Source organism: Tritonibacter mobilis (assembly GCF_001681715.1).
Classification (GTDB): Bacteria; Pseudomonadota; Alphaproteobacteria; order Rhodobacterales; family Rhodobacteraceae; genus Epibacterium; species Epibacterium mobile.
This window is the reverse complement of sequence record NZ_LNWY01000004.1, coordinates 139,175-155,263: the sequence shown is the minus strand read 5'-3', so window position 1 is coordinate 155,263 and position 16,089 is coordinate 139,175. Positions and strand designations below refer to the sequence as shown.

General features: G+C 60.4%; 14 protein-coding genes. 8 read left to right on the top strand and 6 right to left on the bottom strand.

Annotated elements, in window-relative coordinates; translation table 11 throughout:
- Window positions 1–86 precede the first annotated feature (86 nt).
- The 3 genes from UB90_RS03945 to UB90_RS03935 all read left to right on the top strand — a co-directional run bounded on the left by UB90_RS03945 (window position 87) and on the right by UB90_RS03935 (window position 2,567).
- The gene (locus UB90_RS03945; protein WP_065326250.1) at window positions 87–554 is read left to right on the top strand and encodes a c-type cytochrome; all 468 of its coding nucleotides are present in this window, start codon (window positions 87–89) and stop codon (window positions 552–554) included.
- Window positions 555–690: 136 nt separating this feature from the next.
- Window positions 691–1,245, top strand: a complete 555-nt coding sequence (gene idi, locus UB90_RS03940; protein WP_009175859.1) for an isopentenyl-diphosphate Delta-isomerase — start codon at window positions 691–693, stop codon at window positions 1,243–1,245.
- A gap of 68 nt (window positions 1,246–1,313) precedes the next feature.
- Window positions 1,314–2,567 carry a flavin-dependent oxidoreductase gene (locus tag UB90_RS03935; protein ID WP_065326249.1) on the top strand — a complete coding sequence of 418 codons (1,254 nt, stop codon included), beginning with the start codon at window positions 1,314–1,316 and terminating at the stop codon, window positions 2,565–2,567.
- A 97-nt stretch (window positions 2,568–2,664) separates the two neighbouring features.
- Here UB90_RS03935 and glpK read toward each other — a convergent pair whose 3' ends face one another.
- From glpK to panB, 3 genes are all read right to left on the bottom strand, one after another.
- Window positions 2,665–4,149: a glycerol kinase GlpK gene (gene glpK, locus UB90_RS03930; RefSeq protein ID WP_065326248.1), complete on the bottom strand. Its 1,485-nt coding sequence runs from the start codon at window positions 4,147–4,149 to the stop codon at window positions 2,665–2,667.
- Window positions 4,150–4,257: 108 nt separating this feature from the next.
- Entirely contained in the window at window positions 4,258–5,100 is an 843-nt protein-coding gene (gene panC, locus UB90_RS03925) for a pantoate--beta-alanine ligase (RefSeq protein ID WP_065326247.1), read from the bottom strand.
- Window positions 5,101–5,113: 13 nt separating this feature from the next.
- The gene (gene panB / locus UB90_RS03920) at window positions 5,114–5,944 is read right to left on the bottom strand and encodes a 3-methyl-2-oxobutanoate hydroxymethyltransferase (RefSeq protein WP_065326246.1); all 831 of its coding nucleotides are present in this window, start codon (window positions 5,942–5,944) and stop codon (window positions 5,114–5,116) included.
- Between the two features lie 226 nt (window positions 5,945–6,170).
- Here panB and UB90_RS03915 point away from each other — a divergent pair, with 226 nt between their 5' ends.
- From UB90_RS03915 to UB90_RS03895, 5 genes are all read left to right on the top strand, one after another.
- Complete coding sequence (locus UB90_RS03915) at window positions 6,171–7,649, top strand: ABC transporter substrate-binding protein (protein ID WP_065326245.1); 1,479 nt, start codon at window positions 6,171–6,173, stop codon at window positions 7,647–7,649.
- A 134-nt stretch (window positions 7,650–7,783) separates the two neighbouring features.
- Window positions 7,784–8,731 carry an ABC transporter permease gene (locus UB90_RS03910; RefSeq protein ID WP_065323420.1) on the top strand — a complete coding sequence of 316 codons (948 nt, stop codon included), beginning with the start codon at window positions 7,784–7,786 and terminating at the stop codon, window positions 8,729–8,731.
- A gap of 127 nt (window positions 8,732–8,858) precedes the next feature.
- Window positions 8,859–9,674 (top strand): ABC transporter permease, encoded by an 816-nt coding sequence (locus UB90_RS03905; protein ID WP_009176077.1) that lies wholly within the window; start codon window positions 8,859–8,861, stop codon window positions 9,672–9,674.
- A complete protein-coding gene (locus UB90_RS03900; RefSeq protein WP_065326244.1) occupies window positions 9,671–11,281 on the top strand; it encodes an ABC transporter ATP-binding protein in 1,611 nt (536 codons plus the stop codon). Before UB90_RS03905 ends, UB90_RS03900 begins: the two co-directional genes overlap by 4 nt.
- A complete protein-coding gene (locus UB90_RS03895) occupies window positions 11,278–11,742 on the top strand; it encodes a hypothetical protein (RefSeq protein WP_065326243.1) in 465 nt (154 codons plus the stop codon). The genes UB90_RS03900 and UB90_RS03895 overlap by 4 nt, the downstream gene beginning before the upstream one ends.
- Before the next feature lie 24 nt (window positions 11,743–11,766).
- On the opposite strand, the gene pncB is transcribed toward UB90_RS03895, so the two are convergent.
- The 3 genes from pncB to pncA all read right to left on the bottom strand — a co-directional run bounded on the left by pncB (window position 11,767) and on the right by pncA (window position 16,067).
- On the bottom strand, window positions 11,767–13,056 hold the full coding sequence (pncB, locus tag UB90_RS03890) for a nicotinate phosphoribosyltransferase (protein WP_065326242.1): 1,290 nt from the start codon (window positions 13,054–13,056) through the stop codon (window positions 11,767–11,769).
- 62 nt (window positions 13,057–13,118) lie between these two features.
- Window positions 13,119–15,389 (bottom strand): PAS domain-containing sensor histidine kinase, encoded by a 2,271-nt coding sequence (locus tag UB90_RS03885; RefSeq protein WP_065326241.1) that lies wholly within the window; start codon window positions 15,387–15,389, stop codon window positions 13,119–13,121.
- Between the two features lie 84 nt (window positions 15,390–15,473).
- A complete protein-coding gene (gene pncA, locus UB90_RS03880) occupies window positions 15,474–16,067 on the bottom strand; it encodes a bifunctional nicotinamidase/pyrazinamidase (protein ID WP_227431717.1) in 594 nt (197 codons plus the stop codon).
- Window positions 16,068–16,089 lie beyond the last annotated feature (22 nt).

The following is a 16,089-nucleotide window of genomic DNA, read 5'->3' as shown; positions in this document are numbered from 1 at the left end:
CGCCATGTCGTTTATGTCGCGTTGACTCTGACACGCTTTAAATCCGAGGTTGCGGGCAGCGACTTGACTGCACAGGAGCCAGCCTAATGAAACAGATGTTCAGTACAGCCATTGTGATTGCTCTCGCCCTCCCCGGCCTCGCCATGGCCGAAGGAGATGCTGAGAAAGGGCAAAAGGCGTTTAACAAATGCAAATCCTGCCATCAGATCGTCTCGGATGAGGGGGAGACCATCACCAAAGGCGGTCGAACCGGGCCGAACCTCTGGGGGATTGCGGGACGCCAAGCGGGCACCGTGGAGGATTTTCGCTATGGGGACGATCTTGTCGCCGCAGGCGAAGCCGGGCTGGTCTGGGATGAGGCGCAATTCACCTCCTATCTTGAGGATCCGCGCGGCTTCCTCCGAGAGTATCTCGATGACAATAAAGCCAAATCCAAGATGGCCTTTCGCATGAAGAAGGGGGGCGAGGACGTGTTCGCTTATCTTGCTCAATTTGGTCCGGCCCTCTCCGAGGCGGCTGAGAGTGACGCAGCCGAAACCAGCAGCAGCGACTGACACTGAGATCGGCAAAGATCTGCAATCAGCGCCGCGGTTCAAGGGCCGCGGCGTCTTGTGTCATGGTCTGCACACTTGAGATATGTCACCGCTTGTCCTAGATGACCGTTTTTGCGCAACCATCCTCAGGAGTGACATGACCGAGCGCCGTCCAGATCTGATCCCCGCATGGGTTGACGGGACCCTGACCCCGGTGGACAAGCTGCGTGCCCATCAGGAGGGGCTGCGGCACAAGGCCGTTTCCGTCTTTGTGGTGCGCGGGCGTGAGATCCTGATGCAGCGTCGGGCGATGGGCAAATACCACACGCCCGGCCTCTGGGCGAACACCTGTTGCACACATCCTCAGTGGCGCGAGGCCTCGGATCGCTGCGCGGTGCGCCGCCTTGACGAAGAGCTAGGCCTTACGGGCTTGCATCCCGAATATCGTCATACGCTGGAATACCGCGCCGATGTGGGGGATGGTCTCATTGAGCATGAGGTGGTGGATGTCTACCTTGCGCATATGATCGCCCCGCTCGGGCTAGCTCCAAACCCGGCAGAGGTGATGGAGACGCGCTGGGTGGACTATCACGATCTTCTGGCCGAAGTGGGGCGTCACCCGGAGCGCTTCACCCCTTGGGTGAAAATCTATCTGGCCGATTATGCCAATGTGATTTTTGGCCCTGATCTCATCGTTTCTTCGCGGCCGTGATCCTGTCAGCTGTCTTGCCTTTTCCGGCTTGGGCATGATCATATGCCGCGCGGGAGGAGCCAGAACAGATGACAGTATTGATTGCAGGCGGCGGTATCGCGGGCCTTAGCCTTGGGTTGACGCTGCACCAGATTGGGGTGCCGTTTCGGGTCTTTGAGGCCACGCGCGCGCTGAAACCGATGGGGGTGGGCATCAACCTGCAACCCAATGCGGTGCGAGAGCTGTTTGACCTTGGGCTGGAGGCGGAGCTTGACGCGATTGGTGTGCGCACGCGGCAGCTTGGGTTTTATTCCAAACTTGGCAATACCATCTGGGAAGAGCCGCGCGGCCTGAAGGCGGGGTATGCATGGCCGCAGTTCTCGGTGCATCGCGGCGAATTACAGATGCTCTTGTATCGCGCTTTGCTGGAACGGGCCGGACCTGAGGCCGTGACCACCGGGGCGCGGGCCGTGGGCTGGGAAGATACAAATGACGGCGCGGTTTTACACCTTGATGATGGGCGCAGTGCGTCGGGGCGCATGGTGATCGCTGCCGATGGTATTCATTCTGCTTTGCGCGCCTGTCAGTACCCCAGTGAGGGCGCGCCGATCTGGGATGGGCGCATCCTGTGGCGTGCCACCACCCGCGCCCCCTTGTTCAAGGGCGACGGCGCCATGGTGATGATCGGGCACGACAATTTACGCTTTGTCTCCTATCCGATTTCTGCGCCCGATGCGGAGGGGCTGGCCACGCTCAACTGGATCGCGGAGAAGCGATTTGATCCCAATCAGGATTTTCAGCGTGAGGACTGGAACCGGGCGGTGGATGTGGATCAGTGCGTCGGGGATTTTGAAGACTGGCGGTTTGACTGGATCGATGTGCCTGCGCTGATCCGAGGTGCGGATGTGGTCTATGAATATCCGATGGTGGATCGCGACCCGCTGCCGCGCTGGACCTTTGGCAATCGCACATTGATGGGTGATGCGGCACATCCGACCTACCCGATCGGGTCCAACGGTGCGAGCCAAGCCATTCTGGATGCGCGCAACATAGGCGCGCAGATGCTGGAGCATGGGGTAAATGACGCGGCGCTCTCGGCCTATGAGGCAGAGATGCGGCCGGCGGCCACCAAGATCGGGCTGGCCAACCGGTCCGGCAATGGGCCGGATGCGGTGTTGCAGCGGGTAGAGGATCTGTGTGGCGGGGATTTTGACGAGATCGACTGTATCATTCCACGCGCGGATCTTGCGGCGCATGCGGCAAAGTACAAGGCGATCTCTGGGTTTTCCATTGAGGCGCTGAACGCGCGGCAGCGCACCATTGCGGATGGGGCGCAGGTCTAGGCGAGGTTCGAACTCAGGGCTTGGAGGCAGGGGGCTCTGCCCCCTGCACCCCCGGGATATTTCTCGTTAGAAGAAAACGGGCGTGCGGATCGCGGCGTTAGACGCCGATGACCGCCTGCACGGCGCGTTTCCAGCGGGCATAGGCCTCTTCGCGGCGACCTGCGTCCAGCATCGGAGTGAACTCGCGATCCAGCGCCCAAGTGGCTGCAAAACCGTTCTGATCGGGGTAGACGCCTGCTTTCATGCCTGCAAGCCATGCCGCGCCCAGCGCGGTGGTTTCCTGCATGACGGGGCGGTCCACGGCAGCACCGAGTGTATCAGAGAGGCTTTGCATGGCCCAGTCGCTGGCGCTCATACCGCCGTCGACGCGCAGGGTGACATTGGCGTCGCCCTCCCAATCGGCGCGCATCGCTTCCCAGAGGTCGCGGGTCTGGTAGGCGACGCTTTGCAGCGCGGCGCGGGCAAATTCCGCAGGCCCGGAGTTGCGGGTGAGGCCAAACATACCGCCCCGGCAATCGGGTTCCCAATAGGGTGCGCCAAGGCCTGTAAACGCAGGCACAAGGATCACATCCTGGGTCGGATCTGCCCTATCGGCCAGCACGCCCGACTCGCTGGCTTTGCCAATGATGCCCAGCCCGTCGCGCAGCCATTGCACCGCAGCCCCCGCGATAAAGATCGACCCTTCCAGCGCATAGGTGGGTTTGCCATCCAGTTGATAGGCAATGGTGGTCAGCATGCGGTTCTTTGACAGCACCGGCGTGTCACCTGTGTTCAAAAGCGCAAAGCAGCCGGTGCCATAGGTGGATTTCATCATCCCCGGCTGAAAACAGGTCTGGCCGACGGTGGCGGCCTGCTGATCGCCTGCAACGCCCAGAATGGGGATCGCGCCGCCAAAGTGGTCCTCGACTGTGGTGCCAAAATCGGCGGCGCAGTCCAGAACCTCGGGCAGCATGGCTTGTGGCACATCCAGCATGGCGCAGATCTCGTTGCTCCACGCGCCGGATTTGATGTCATACATCAAGGTGCGCGCGGCGTTAGTGGCGTCCGTCACATGGGCCTGTCCGCCGGTGAGGCGCCAGATCAAAAAACTGTCGATGGTGCCGAACAACAGCTCTCCGGCTTTGGCACGGCTGCGCGCGCCCTCAACCGTGTCGAGAATCCATTTGACCTTAGTGCCGGAGAAATAGGGGTCGAGCAAAAGCCCGGTGGTGTCGCGCACCACGTCCTCATGGCCCTCATCGCGCAGAACCTCGCAAATCTCGGCGGTGCGGCGGTCCTGCCAGACGATGGCGTTGTGGATGGCGCGGCCGGTGGATTTATCCCAGACCACGGTGGTTTCGCGCTGGTTGGTGATGCCGATTCCAGCAATATCTGAGGCGGAAATACCCTTGTCCGACAGCACCTTGCGGCAGGTGGAGAGCGTCGTGGACCACAGATCCTCCGGGTCATGCTCCACCCAGCCCGCGTTGGGGTAGTGCTGGGGAAACTCCTCTTGCGCGACCGCAGCCACCTGCATATCGCCGTCAAACAGGATCGCGCGGGTCGATGTGGTGCCCTGATCGATCGCGAGAATATAGGTCATGTGCTCCCCCTCCAAATCATCTCTTGGAGCGGAGATTAGACATAAATCTGTTAGCGCGACCAGCCCCTACTAATAAATTAGTAACAGTGCCGCTGTGACGCGCGCGCTTCAGACGGCGATATTGTCGATCAAACGCACCCCGTCGAGCCATGCCGCCACAAGCATCCGGGCAGGACGATCCAGACGGGTCATGGTCGCCAGATCCTCGGCGCAGCGCAGATCGATATACTCGATCTCTGAAAACCCCAGATCCCGGAGTCGGGCGCGCATCTCGGCCTCTAGCGGGGCGTAGTCTTCGCCTGCGCGCAGGCGGTCGGCGGCGGCTTCCATCATGGGGTTCAACTGGCCTGCGGTTTCAGTGGCGGCAGGCGACAGACGCATATTGCGCGACGACATGGCAAGGCCGGATGGTTCACGCACGGTGGGGCAGCCGATGACTTCGATGGGGATATCCAGATCGCGGGCCATGCGCCGCACCACCATCAACTGCTGATAATCCTTTTCGCCAAAGAAGGCCTGATCGGCACCGGACTGCAGGAACAGTTTGGCGACAACGGTGGCGACGCCCTCAAAGTGGCCGGGGCGGTTGGGACCTTCCATCACCTCAGTGATGCCGCTGAGGCTGACGGTGGTGGCGTAGCCTTCGGGGTAGATCTGGTCCGGGTCCGGCACATAGATCGCATCGACGCCAAAGGGCGCGAGTTTTTCGGCGTCCTCATGTTCGGTACGGGGGTAGTTGGCGAGGTCTTCGGGGCTGTTGAACTGTTTGGGGTTCACAAAGATCGTCACCACCACATGATCACAGGCGGATTTAGCGGCCTCGACCAGCGACAGATGGCCGGCGTGCAAAGCCCCCATGGTTGGCACCAAACCAAGGGTTTCGCCCTTCAGCATCCAGTCGCGGCGCAGGGCGCGCAGATCATCCAGACGGCGCAGGATCGGAGTTGTCATCAGGGGCGGTCCTTCAGTCTTTTTTGGGGGCGTGGTCGGCAAAGATGTGCTCTTCGCCGGGGAAGGCGCGGGCGCGCACTTCTGCGGCATACTCGGCAATGGCCTCTTCGGCGGCGGGGCCAAGCTCGGCGTAGCGTTTGACAAACTTGGGCTTGAACGCGCCGAAAAAGCCCAGCATGTCGTCCACCACCAAGACCTGCCCGTCACAGCCCACCGAAGCTCCGATCCCGATGGTCGGGATGTCGATGATCTCGGTCACTTGATCGGCGAGATTTGCGGGCACCTTTTCCAGCACCACCGCAAAAGCTCCGGCATCCGTCACCGCACGGGCGTCTGAAATCAGCGGTTTGGCGGCCTCATCGCGACCCTGCACCTTATAGCCGCCCAGCGTGTTGATCGACTGCGGCGTGAGGCCGATATGCGCCATCACCGGGATGCCGCGCTTGACCAAAAACCGGATGGTGTCGGCCATCTCCACGCCGCCTTCGAGCTTCACCGCCGCCGCGCCGGTTTCTGCCATCAGGCGGGCAGCATTGGCAAAGGCCTGCTCGGGGCCTTGTTCATAGCTGCCAAAGGGCATGTCGATCACCATCATCGCGCGCTTGAGCCCTCGGGCCACGGCGGCGCCATGCATCACCATCATGTCCATGGTCACACCCAGCGTCGAAGGCAACCCGTGCAGCACCATGCCGACGCTGTCACCCACCAGCACAAAATCGCAATGATCATCCATCAATTGCGCCATCGGTGTGGTGTAGGCGGTGAGGCTGACGATGGGGCTTTGCCCTTTCATCGCCCGAATATCCTCGGCGGTCAGGGCGGTTTTTCGCGTTGATGCGCTCATGTCTTGGCTCCTCGTCAAGCACCTCTGAGACGTCTCATAGCCAACTGTCACAGGGTCAAAGCGGACAAAGTTTGTCGTCGATACCATTTGCAGCCCCTGCTTACCAGCGGTGCGGCAATGCAGCAAAGCTTGATTACGCGTGGGAAAAGTCCTTTTGTGCGAATAACGCCAGCGTGAAATGGCGAATGAATCGCGGTGGTGCGCCACCGGCAGAGGAGGAAAGACGATGAAACTCAAGACCCACTTTGCGGCAGCCGCATCGGCGCTGGCCCTTTTGGCATCCGCCGCGATGGCCAAGGATACCGTGACCTATGCCACCCAACTGGAGCCGCCGCATCTGGACCCGACGGGCGGGGCTGCCCAAGCCATCGACACGGTTGTGTACCTCAATATTTTTGAGGGGCTGACGCGCTTTACCCCCGACGGGGCGGTGGTGCCACTGTTGGCGAAATCCTGGGAGATTTCCGAAGACGGGCTGACTTATACCTTCACGCTGCAAGAGGGGGTGACGTTTCACGACGGCACCACGATGGATGCTGAGGACGTAAAGTTCTCGCTCGATCGTGCCCGCGCCGAAGACAGCACAAATGCGCAAAAGGTACTGTTTTCCGCGATCTCTGATGTGAGCGTTGCCGATCCGCAAACGGTTGTTGTGACCCTGTCTGAACCCAACGGCAGCTTCTTGTTCAACCTTGCATGGGGCGATGCGGTGATTGTGGCGGAGGAATCTGCTGAGACGCTCAAAACCGCGCCGGTGGGCACTGGCCCTTACCGGTTCAACGAATGGGTGCAGGGCGACCGGGTCGAATTGGTACGCAACCCAAATTACTGGGGCGACGTACCGGAGCTGACCGGTGCCACGATCAAGTTCATCTCTGATCCCACCGCCGCCTTTGCTGCGATGATGGCCGAGGACATTGACGCCTTTGACAACTTCCCCGCGCCGGAGAACATGATCCAGTTTGAGGCAGACCCGCGTTTTCAGGTGATTATCGGCTCCACCGAGGGGGAAACGATCCTGTCCACCAACAACGCGCAAGCGCCCTTTGACAACGTGAAGGTCCGCGAGGCGCTGGCCCATGCGATTGACCGTCAGGCAATCATTGATGGGGCGATGTTTGGCTATGGCACCCCCATTGGCACCCATTTTGCACCGCACAACCCGGCCTATGTGGATCTGACCGGGCAGTCGAACTATGACCCCGACAAGGCGCGCGCGCTTTTGGCGGAGGCGGGTCTTGCGGATGGGTTCACCACCACGCTGCACCTGCCGCCCCCTGCCTATGCCCGTCGCGGCGGTGAAATCGTGGCCGCACAACTGGCCCAAGTTGGCATCACCGCCGAGATCATCAATGTCGAATGGGCGCAGTGGCTGGAGACTGTGTTCAAGGGCAAGAACTTCGGCCTCACCATCGTCAGCCACACGGAACCGATGGATATCGGTATCTATGGCCGCCCGGATTACTACTTTCAGTATGACAATCCGGAGTTTCAGGACGTAATGACCCGCCTGAACGCCACCACCGACCCGGATCAGCGCACGGCATTGCTGCAAGACGCGCAGCGCATGATCGCCGATGACTATGTAAACGGCTATCTGTTCCAGCTTGCAAAGCTCGGCGTGGCCAAAGCGGGTCTGCAAGGTGTCTGGGCAAATGCACCTGCCGCAGCGATTGAAATTGGCGCGCTTAGCTGGGCTGAGTAATACCAAAAACACGCCGGGTCTCCTGCGCGGGGCCCGGCGTAGATAATGCCAGATCACGCCCCCCGCAGCTTTGCAAATCCGTTTTGTCACGCTGCCCCTAGACGCAACCCTCAGCGCCCCCTAACCTACCGCCAATGCTGCACTATCTCGCCAAACGACTGCTGTCGCTCGCCCTCAGCCTCACCATCGCATCGATGGTAATTTTTGCTGTTATCGAAGTCGCTCCGGGCGATCCTGCATCGTTTATGCTGGGCACCGGTGCACAAGAGGAAACCGTCGCCGCCCTGCGCAGCGAGCTGGGCCTCGATCAAAGCAAGGTCAGCCGCTATCTGGACTGGGTCGGCGGTATGCTGACCGGTGATTTCGGCACCTCTTATACCTACCGCACCCCGGTCGCAAAGATGGTGGGAGAGCGGCTCTGGGTCTCTTTGCCGCTGGCGATTTATGCGCTGACGCTCTCCACATTGATTGCGCTTCCGGCGGGGATCTACGCGGCCTCGCGGCGTGGCAAGGCGGGCGACATGGCCGTGATGGGCGCCACGCAGCTGGGTGTTGCGGTGCCGAACTTCTGGTTTGCGATGCTGTTGGTGCTGGTTTTTGCCATCAACCTGCGCTGGTTTTCAGCCGGGGGGTTTGTCGGCTGGGACAAGGGGCTTTGGGCGGGGCTTCATGCGCTCACCCTGCCCGCCGTGGCCCTCGCGCTGCCGCAGGCGGCGATTTTGGCCCGGGTGATGCGTTCAGCCCTTCTGGAGGTTCTGGGCGAGGATTTCATGCGCTCGGCCCGCGCCAAGGGGCTGAGCCAGAAACAGGCGATCCGCCGACACGGGCTGCGCAATGCGCTTATTCCAGTGCTGACTATTATCGGCCTGCAGTTCTCATTTCTGCTGGCGGGGGCGATCATCATTGAACAGGTGTTCTACCTGCCGGGCCTTGGGCGGCTGGTGTTTCAGGCGATCTCGGCGCGCGATCTGATCGTGGTGGAAAGCGTCGTGATGCTGTTGGTCTTTGCGGTGATCCTGGTGAATTTCCTTGTCGATATGGCCTATGCGGTGGTCGATCCCCGCCTCAGGAGAGCAGCATGAAAATCTTGGGTTTTGCCAGCCACACAGGGCAATCCCCGGCCTCGGGTGGGGGTAAAACCCCCTCCCGTGGGGGAGGTCGGGGGCTGTCCGGCCTCAAGACCGGACGTGACCTGATTGCGAGGAAGTCATGAACCGAAGCCTGTTTCTTGGCGGTCTCCTTTCTGGGATCATGCTGCTTTTGGCTATCGTCTCCTTTGTGTGGACGCCGTTTGATCATGCGGTGATGAACATCCCCGACAAACTCCAGACGCCAAATGGCACGCATCTGTTGGGCACCGATCATTTTGGCCGCGATATCCTGTCGATGGTGATGGTCGGCGCGCGCACCTCGCTGGCGGTGGCCCTGCTGGCCGTCGGCATCGGCATCGGACTGGGTGTGCCGCTTGGACTGGCGGCAGCGGCAACGCGCGGCTCTTGGCTGGATGAGGTCATCATGCGCGGCAATGATCTGGTCTTTGCCTTCCCCTCGTTGGTGATCGCGATCCTGATCACCGCCGTCTTTGGCCCAAGCGCGATCAATGCCATCATCGCCATCGGCATTTTCAACATCCCCGTCTTTGCGCGCGTGGCGCGGGGTGGCAGCCTCAGCCTTTGGGCGCGGGAGTTCATTCTGGCCGCGCGGGTGGCGGGCAAATCGCGCGCGCGGATCTCGGCAGAGCATATCCTGCCCAACATCGCCAACCTCTTGATCGTGCAGGGCACCATCCAATTCTCGCTTGGCATTCTGGCCGAAGCGGGGCTGTCCTACGTGGGTCTTGGCGCCCAGCCCCCGACCCCCAGTTGGGGCCGTATGCTGGCCGAGGCCCAGACCCTTGTGAGCCTTGCCCCGCATCTGGCGATTGTGCCGGGCTGTGCCATCATCGTCACCGTGGTGGGGCTGAACCTGCTCGGTGATGGTTTGCGCGACCGCTTTGATCCCCGCCTGATGGAGGGGCGCGCATGAGCCTTTTGGATATTTCCAACCTCTCGCTCTCGATCGGCGCGCTGCCGATCCTGCGGGATGTGACATTGTCGATTGCCGCAGGCGAGATCCTTGCGGTGACAGGCGAGAGTGGGTCGGGCAAGTCCATGACTGCGTTTTCAGTGATGCGTCTGCTGCCGCAGGCCGCCAAGATCCAAGGCGCAATCTATCTGGAGGATGAGGACCTCTGCGCCCTTTCTGAGGTTGAGATGTGCCAGCGGCGTGGGCGCGACATCGGCATGGTGTTTCAGGAACCGATGACGGCGCTCAACCCGGTGATGACCATCGGCGCGCAGGTGATGGAGACGATCCTGCTGCATACCGATACCAGCGCGGCAGATGCGCAAGCCGAGGCCGCGCGCGTGCTGACCCGTGTTGGCCTGCCTCCCGAACGGTTTCCGATGGACCGCTACCCGCATGAGCTGTCGGGTGGCCAACGCCAGCGCGTGGTAATCGCCATGGCCATCGCGCTCCGACCCAAGCTCTTGATCGCGGATGAACCCACCACCGCGCTGGATGTGACCACGCAGGCGCAGATTTTGGATCTGCTGCGCGATCTGGTGCGCGAATATGGCATGGGGTTGATGATCATCACTCATGACCTCGCGGTGGTCGCAGACCTTGCCGACCGCATCGTGGTGATGCGCAAGGGCGAGGTGGTCGAGCGCGGCCCCACCCTGAGCGTGCTGACCCATCAGCGCCACCCCTACACACGGATGCTGTTTGAGGCCTCCGCCCATAAGGTCACCCTGCCTGCCGCCCCCGAGGCTCCCGCGCCCCTGCTAGAGGTCCGCAACGCGGTGCGCGACTACACCACGCCGCGCAAAGGCTGGCTTGGCAAACCGGGGCGGTTTCGCGCGGTGAACAACGTCAGTTTCACGCTCCACAAGGGCGAGCGACTGGGGTTGGTGGGCGAGTCGGGCTGCGGCAAATCCACCCTGACCCGGGCCATTTTGGGGCTCGAAGAGCTGCAAGGCGGAGAGCTGCTGCTGAACGGTCAGCCGCTGTCGCAACAGCGCAGCCCCGCCCAGCGGCAAGCGATGCAGGTGGTGTTTCAGGACCCCTATGGCAGCTTTAATCCCCGCCACCGGGTGGAGCGACTGGTCACCGAACCGTTTCACCTGTCGCCGGATGCCCCAACGGGCCGCGCCCGGCAGGAACTGGTGGGTCAGGTGCTTGAGGACGTCGGCCTGTCGGCGGCGGACGCGCAGAAGTATCCGCATCAGTTTTCAGGCGGGCAACGCCAGCGCATCGCTATTGCACGCGCACTCATTACCCGGCCCGAACTCATCATCTTTGACGAGGCGGTCTCCGCGCTTGATGTCTCCGTGCGGGCGCGCACGCTCGACCTGATTGCCGATCTCTGCACGGCTTACGGGCTGACATACCTCTTTATCAGCCACGATCTGAGCGTGGTGCGCGAGGTCTGCGACCGGGTGCTGGTGATGCAAAAAGGGGAGATCGTCGAGCAAGGCCCGGTGGAAAAGGTCTTTACCGCGCCCAAACACGCCTACACCCAGACGCTGCTGGCCGCCGCCCCCGTGCTGCCGGACATCACGCCGACCGAACCGCTCGAGGCCCCGGCATGAATGTCACGCTCTCGCTGATCCTGCCGCGAGAGCGTGGACGCTTTGCCACTCTTCTGGCCCCCTATTTTGCCGAGGTTGCCCCCACCGCGCGAATTGACCCATCAGAACGTGCGGGTCAATTGCTCAACCGTAAGGATGTGACGGCCTTCTGGATTCATGACGCCGCCACGCGCGTCGGCTTTGCCATTGTGCTGAACCTGCCCGATGATCGGCGGGAGTTTTCTGAATTCATGGTCCTGCCACAGCACCGCCGCAAGGGGCTTGGGATGGAGGCCGCCGCGCTGATCCTCAATGAGTTTCCCGGTTTCTGGCGCATGGGGATTTCGCGCCATTCTATAGGCGCGGCCGCGTTTTGGGGCACCCGTCTGAGCCTGATGCCCAATATCGCAAATTTACGCGAAGGCGCGCCCTTCACCCCCCATCAGGTGAAGAGCTTTACCTTTGAAATCACAGATCCCTAGCAGCATCGGTGCCGCACGCGCAGGTCAGACGATCACATCGATGCGTTCTTGTGCGCCGACGCCAAACACCCGTTTGTAGCGCGCGATCTCATCCTTTGGACCCATCGCTTTTTCTGGGTTGTCCGACAGTTTGACCGTGGGGCGACCATTGGCCGACACCGCCTTGCAGACCACTGAGAACGGCGCGAGACGGTCATCAGGCACAAGGCCCCGGAAATCGTTGGTCAACAACGTCCCCCAACCAAAGGAGGCCTTTACCCGGCCAGAGAACTGTTTGTGCAGCTCTGCGATCTTGTTGACGTCCAACCCATCGGAGAAGATCACCCGCTTTTCAGTTGGGTCTTCGCCGCGGTCCTGCCACCAGCGGATTGCGATCTCTGCCGCTGTGGCCGGATCACCGCTGTCGATCCGAATGCCGGTCCAACCCGCCAGCCAATCCGGCGCATTCTGCAGGAACCCTTCGGTGCCATAAGTGTCGGGCAGAATGATACGCAGGTTGCCATCGTGTTCCTCGTGCCAATCCGAGAGAACATCATAAGGCGCTTGCGCCAGCGCCTTGTCATCTTTGGCCAGCGCGGAATAAACCATCGGCAATTCATGCGCGTTGGTGCCGATGGCCTCTACCTCGCGCCGCATCGCAATGAGACAGTTGGACGTGCCGGTAAAGGAGCCGCCAAGCCCTTCCATCATCGCCTGCACGCACCAATCCTGCCACAGGAAGCTATGACGGCGACGCGTGCCGAAATCCGCAATCCCCAACCCGTCAATCTGGCGCAATTGCTCGATCTTTTCCCAGACTTTCGTCATGGCGCGGGCATAGAGCACCTGCAATTCAAACCGGCCCATGTCATTCAGCACCGCGCGCGAACGCAGCTCCATCAGCACCGCAAGCGCCGGGATTTCCCAAAGCATCACCTCGGGCCATGATCCTTCAAAGGTCAGCTCGTATTGATCGCCCTTACGCTCCAGATGATAAGGCGGCAGGCGCAGATTTTCGAACCACTCCATAAAATCCGGGCGGAACATCTGGCGTTTGCCGTAAAACGTGTTGCCGCGCAGCCATGTGCTTTCGCCACGGCTCAGGCTCAGGGAACGGATATGATCCAACTGCTCACGCAGCTCGCCCTCGTCAATGAGACGGGCCAGCGGCACCTTGTCTGAGCGGTTGATAAACGAAAATGTCACCTGAGTGTCCGGTTTGTTACGGAACACCGACTGGCACATCAGAAGCTTGTAGAAATCCGTATCGATCAGGGACCGGACAATGGGATCAATCTTCCACTTGTGATTGTAGACGCGCGTTGCAATATCCAAGGGATAACCTCTTCCGGTTGTTCACCGATTGATACGCAGTGTGCGCCCCTTGGGCAAGCAGTTCAACTGCGCACTGGCATGCGCGCGGTATTGGCAAATGTCACCAACAGGTTCAAAAGCTCTTGTCGCGACAAAGGCTTGCTGAGGAACGTATCCATGCCTGCGTCAATACAGGCCCTGCGACTGACGTCATCGACGTTGGCTGTAAGCGCTGCGATATAGGGCTGAGAGATGTCGAAATTGCGGATCGCGCGGGTGGCGTCCAACCCGTTGACCTCTGGCATCGACATATCCATCAGGATCACCTGCGGCCGGAAGCGTTTGGTCAACTCCTGAGCCTCAGCCCCGTTTTTGGCGAACCGCAAGTCAAGCGGCGCATCGGCGAGGAATTTGCGGATCAACAGTCGGTTGACGCGATTGTCCTCGGCCACCAATAGCCGCAGCCCGTCTAGCTGGGTCAACTCCGGCAGGCTCACCGTGTCTTTGATGTCATCGGGCAGGATTGCGGGACAGGTTCCGACCCCCAGATCAAGCGTCAGCGTAAAACACGACCCCTCGCCCGGCGTTGAGGTCACATGGATATCGCCGCCCATGGCCTGCGCCAGCCCGCGCGAAATCGAAAGCCCAAGCCCGCTGCCGCCGTATTTGCGCGAAATCGCATTATCGGCCTGCGAGAAGCGTTCAAAAATACAATCGAGTTTATCGGCGGGGATGCCGATCCCTGTGTCCTCCACCGCAATCGAGAGCGCGATTTCATCACCAGAGAGCGCGGCGCTCAGGCGAATGGTCACGCTGCCGCTGGTGGTGAACTTCACCGCGTTGCCCACCAGATTAACAAGGATCTGACGGAGTCTGCGGTCATCCCCAGTAACCCAGACCGGCACATCCGGATCAATTTCGACCCCCAGCGCCAGTTGTTTTTCCTCGGCCTGACTGCTGAGAAGACGCGCGGTGTCGCGCACGCAGGCATGCAGATCAAAATCCACATTGAACAGCGAGACCCCAGCGGCGTTCATCCGCGACAAATCCAGAACATCATTGATCAGCGACAAGAGCGCCCGCGAGGAACTCAGGATCGTATCCGCATAAAGACGCTGGTCCTCGCTCAGATCGGTGGCCTGCAACATCTGCGTCATGCCAATCACACCGTTCATAGGGGTGCGGAACTCGTGGCTCATGGTGGCGAGGAATTCTTCTTTGATGCGCGCGCCTTCTTCTGCGGCAAGGCGTGCCTCTTTCAATTGGCGTTCGTATTCCTTGGTGGCGGTGACATCACGTTCCACCGCGATATAGGTTTCAATCCGGCCCGTGTCGTCAAAGACCGGCACCTGATTGGTCTCAATCCAGATGTCCTCGCCATCCTTGCGCCGGTTAATCAGCTCCGCGCGGAAGGGTTTGCCCTTGCTGCGACCTTCTTCGATGGTGCGCAGGGTGTCGGGATCGGTGTTGTCGCTGTTGAGAATGTCACCGGGATTGCGCCCGACCAATTCATCAAAGGAATAGCCCGTCAGGCGGGAAAACCCGTCGTTGACCCACCGTACGATGCCATCACGCCCGATCAGCATCACCCCGTCATTAGCGTGTTCTGCGATCATCGCGAGGCGTCGTGCTTCCTGTTTTTGATCAAAGAGACGCATATAAGCGTCCTCAAGCGCCTGTCGTTGCAGCGCCTGGGAGCGCAGGTTCCGACGCGAATTGCGGTGCCGCTTTTGCACAAGAACCAAAAACCAGATCTGCGCGAAGAAAAACGCCAAAAGCCCCGCAACCATCAGCTGCAAATCGGCGCCATGGGTTTCATGCTGCCATAGCGTATGCGACGTCAGCGCCAGCGGCAGCAATGACAGCATGATCAAACGTACCGCCGCAGGCAGCGGAGTATAGCGATAATCAAGTGCTGCACTCAGTGCCGGGCCGAGCACAACACAAAGCGCAAAGAAGGGCTCTGCCAGAACCTCATGTTCGCCGCCTTGCATATGCATCTGCACATAGGGAATGACCGCAAAACCGCATACGCTGATGGCATAGAGCAGCGAAAACAGCAAAATGACCCGTTGTGCCTGCCGCAGAGAGCCGCCCTTGTCCAGCCGCTCTGGGAGGCGGCGCAAATACGAGGTCTCGGCCTTGTCGGCGACGAGGTAGAACACAAAAAAGACCATCGGCCAAAGCGGACCAAAGATCAGCGACAGAACCAGCGTCAGCCCCGCAGCCGCAGCCATGCGTGCGTAAAACAACCGTGTGCGGATCGTCGCATAGCGCGTCATCAGCCCCCGAGGGCTGAATCGCAGATTGTGCTGCGACAGTGGTCCGTCCGTATCAGGCTGTGTCTGCTCCATGTCCCATTGATCCGGTTGTACCCGCCCTCAAATGACGAGCTCCGATTTTTTTAGTGGTTCGAGATTAACAAATGCCCCTAGACTTCATGAAAATTTCACGCCCCTTTGACGCATATTCTCGATTTGCGTATCGAGCGAACCGTCCAGATCGATGGCACGGCAGGCCTCCAGCACAACTTCTACGGAAAAACCAAGCCGTCTGGCATCAAGAGCGGAAAACGCCACGCAAAAATCAGTGGCCAGTCCAACCAGTGTCAGATCGGTAATGCCACGGGTGCGCAAATACCCCTCAAGCCCGGTCGGAGTCGTCTGATCATTTTCAAAAAACGCCGAATAGCTGTCGACTTCTGGGCGAAATCCTTTGCGGATAATGAGGTCGCCGTCCGTGCGCAACTGCGGGTGAAACGCCGCCCCTTCACTGCCCTGCACGCAATGGTCCGGCCACATAACCTGTTGACCATACGACATTTCCACCGTGTCAAACGGCACCCGCCCCGGATGCGAGCTGGCAAAGGAGGAATGCCCCGAAGGATGCCAGTCCTGCGTCAGGATCACCGTGTCAAATCGATCCATCATGGAATTGATCGGCGTCACCACCTGATCGCCCTCGGGCACCGCGAGATTGCCGCCCGGACAAAAATCGTTTTGCACATCAATGACCAGCAGAGCCTCTGCCATCGCCGCCTCCATTACCGCTTTT